3 protein-coding genes and 1 rRNA gene are annotated in these 3,009 nt (G+C 71.3%); all 4 read right to left on the bottom strand.

From position 1 onward, the window contains the following. On the bottom strand, positions 1-678 hold a 678-nt coding region (locus tag QM634_RS15335), incomplete at its 3' end, for a TlyA family RNA methyltransferase (RefSeq protein WP_415043643.1). Positions 679-681: 3 nt separating this feature from the next. Beyond that, entirely contained in the window at positions 682-924 is a 243-nt protein-coding gene (locus QM634_RS15340) for a hypothetical protein (RefSeq protein WP_415043644.1), read from the bottom strand. A gap of 13 nt (positions 925-937) precedes the next feature. Continuing rightward, positions 938-2,824, bottom strand: coding sequence for an HAD-IIA family hydrolase (locus QM634_RS15345; RefSeq protein WP_415043645.1), 1,887 nt, complete (start codon positions 2,822-2,824; stop codon positions 938-940). Positions 2,825-2,892: 68 nt separating this feature from the next. Continuing rightward, positions 2,893-3,009 (bottom strand): 5S ribosomal RNA (gene rrf, locus QM634_RS15350).

Raw genomic sequence — 3,009 nt, forward strand, 5'->3', positions numbered from 1 at the left:
GTCGCGCAAGCGCAGGCCCAGCGCGGCGGCCCACACGGCGACGCCGAACACCGCGTCGGCCCGCAGGCGCGGGTCCCGCACGACACCGCCGGCTCCCACGCGGTCCTTGCCGACCTCGAACTGCGGTTTGACCATCGGCACGAGGTCGCCGCCGACGCGTGTGCAGGCGGCCATCGCGGGCAGCACCAGCCGCAACGAGATGAACGACAGGTCCGAAACGGTGAGGTCGACCGGTCCCCCGATGACGTCGGGTGTCAGGGTGCGCACGTTGGTGCGGTCGAAGACGCGCACGCGCTCGTCCGACCGCAGCCGCCAGACGAGCTGGCCGTATCCGACGTCGACCGCCACGACCTCGTCGGCACCGCGGTCGAGCAGGACGTCGGTGAAGCCGCCCGTGGAGGCGCCCGCGTCGAGACAGCGCCGCCCGGCGACGGTCAATCCGCCCGGGGAGAACGCGTCGAGGGCGCCGATGAGTTTGTGCGCCCCGCGCGAGGCCCATTGCTCGGTCTGCGGTTTGACGACGATCGGGGTGTCGCGGCCGACGTTGGTCGCCGGTTTGTGGGCGGGGGCGCCGTTGACGGTGACCTCACCGGCGGCGATCAGAGCACTGGCGTGCTCGCGGGAGCGGGCCAGGCCGCGCCGCACCAGCTCCGCGTCGAGGCGTGCCCTGGGTGCCATCGCTCAGGCGTGGTCGATGGCGGCCAGGGCGTCGGCGAGCACGCGATGCGCGCGTTCGAGCAGATCGGCCTGACGGTCCAGTGCCGCGAGCTGCTCGGCGGTCATCGGAGCGTCGGCAGCCGAGTGGGCGACACTCTGACCGACTTCGTCGAGCTTGTCGAGCATCTCGTTGATGGCGTCGACCACGTCGTCGGGGGTGACCGTCGTCGTGCCGGGCGTCGCCTCGGCGGGTTCCGGATTCGTCATGATGGCACCAACGCTAGCCGACGCCGAGTTCGCGCAGAAGGGCGGCCACCGCCGGGTCGTCCGAGGTCACGGCCAATTCGTCGAGTTGTTCGGCGGTCATTCCCGACGACCAGACGGCTGCGACCAGCGCGGGCACCGCCGAGGAGATCGGGGCGCCGTCGGTGGTCGACGAGATCGTGATGAGGGGGCCGTTCCAGTCCACCGACCACGGATGATCGGCGTCGAGCGCGCTCGTCGGGCCCGGCGCGAGCAACGACGGCAGGCCCGCGGCAATGTGGGTGGGGCGGCGCTCGGGCGGGGCGGTGAGGACATCGCGCAGCGAACTCACACCGGTCAGCACGAGCAGGCTGTCGGCGCCGACGGCGTTGGCGCCTTCGATGTCGGTGTCCAGGCGGTCGCCGATCACCAGCGGCCTCCTCGCGCCGACGCCGTCGATCGCGTCCTGCAGCAGGGGCTTCGCGGGCTTGCCAGCGACGATAGGGGTCGACTTGGTGGCCGAGGCGACCGCCGCGACCATCGAGCCGTTGCCGACGAGGAGTCCGCGTTCGTTGGGCAGGGTGGTGTCGACGTTGGTCGCGACCCACGTGGCACCGGCGGCGATCGCCAGGGCCGCCTCCGACAGAGCCGCCCATCCGGTGTCCGGCGAATGCCCCTGGACGACGGCCGCGGGCGAATCGTCGGCCGAGCGGGTCGGCACGAGGCCGACCTCGGCCACCTCGGCGGCCAGACCGTCGGTGCCGACGACGAGGACGGTGGATCCGGCGGGCACCTCGCGCGCGACGAGCCGTGCGCCGGCTTGGGCGCTGGTCACGACCTGTTCCGGCGTGGCGACGAAGCCGAGCTCCCGCAGGTGGTCGGCGACCTGCGCCGGTCGTCGACTCGCATTGTTGGTGACATAGCGGATGGCGGCGGCGGGCAGCGCGGCGATCGTGTCGACGGCACCGGGGATCGGCTGCGCACCCGCGAACACGGTGCCGTCGAGGTCGAGCAGCAGCGCGTCGTACTCTTCGGCAAGGGTCGGCGCAGTCTCTGTTGTGGGCGGCGTCGTCTGTGTTGCGGGCGGCGTCGTCTCGGTGTGAACGGCCTCGGGCACCGGGGACGACGCGTCGAGGTCATCGGACTGCTCGCCCAGTTCGACGAGGCGCAACTCGGCGTCGGTGAGATCGTCGACATCGGCCGCTGCGGCATTCATGAACCACGTGGTCGCATCGTCCCTGCGCCCGGCAGCCAGTAACGCCTCGGCGTAGGCGTAGAAGAGCCTGGTTGCCTCCGGCCCGGTCTGCCCCGGGGTCAGATCGGCTGACTGCAGCGTCACCACGGCCTTGTCGGCCTCGCCGAGGTCCAGGCGGGCGCCGGATTCGACGATGAGCATCTCGATGCGCTCCTGCGCGGGCAGTGTGCGCACGTCCTCGCCACGGGCGATCTCGAGCGCCCGCTCCGGGCGGCCCAGGCCGCGCTCACAATCGGCGATGAGGGGTAGCAGCGTGGTACCGCCCAGGATCCGACGGGCGGCGCGCAGCTCGCTGAGGGCCTCGTGCCACTCGCCGGCGTGATAGGCCGCAATGCCCGCCGTCTCGCGGACCACTCCGATTCGGCTCGCCCGACCGCGAGCGGCGCGGGCATGGGCCAGGGCGGCCGCCGGGTCCTCGTCGGCGAGTCGGCCGACCATGATGAGGTGGCGCGCGACGGCATCGGCGCTTCCCTTGTCCAGAGTCCGCAAGTCGCGTCGGACCTCGGGATCGAGGTCGGCGGCCGCCACGTCGTCGGGCAGCGCCGGCTCGTCCGGGCGATTGCCACCGGGTCGATTGCCATTGGGACGGCCACCACCGGGGCGATTGCCCTGCGGACGCCCATTCCGACGATTCCCGTCGCGGGACGGCGTGTTATGCCCTGCGCTCATGCACTATTCCGTTCTTTTCTTACCCATTCAGGCCCCACACTTGCGTGTGGGGCCTGAATGTAAATTGTGTTCGGCGGTGTCCTACTCTCCCACACTGACTAGGGTGCAGTACCATTGGCGCTGGAGGGCTTAGCTTCCGGGTTCGGAATGGGGCCGGGCGTTTCCCCTCCGCTATTGCCGCCGTA

Origin of the sequence: Gordonia sp. (in: high G+C Gram-positive bacteria) (assembly GCF_047606305.1) — a bacterium.
GTDB lineage: Bacteria > Actinomycetota > Actinomycetes > Mycobacteriales > Mycobacteriaceae > Gordonia.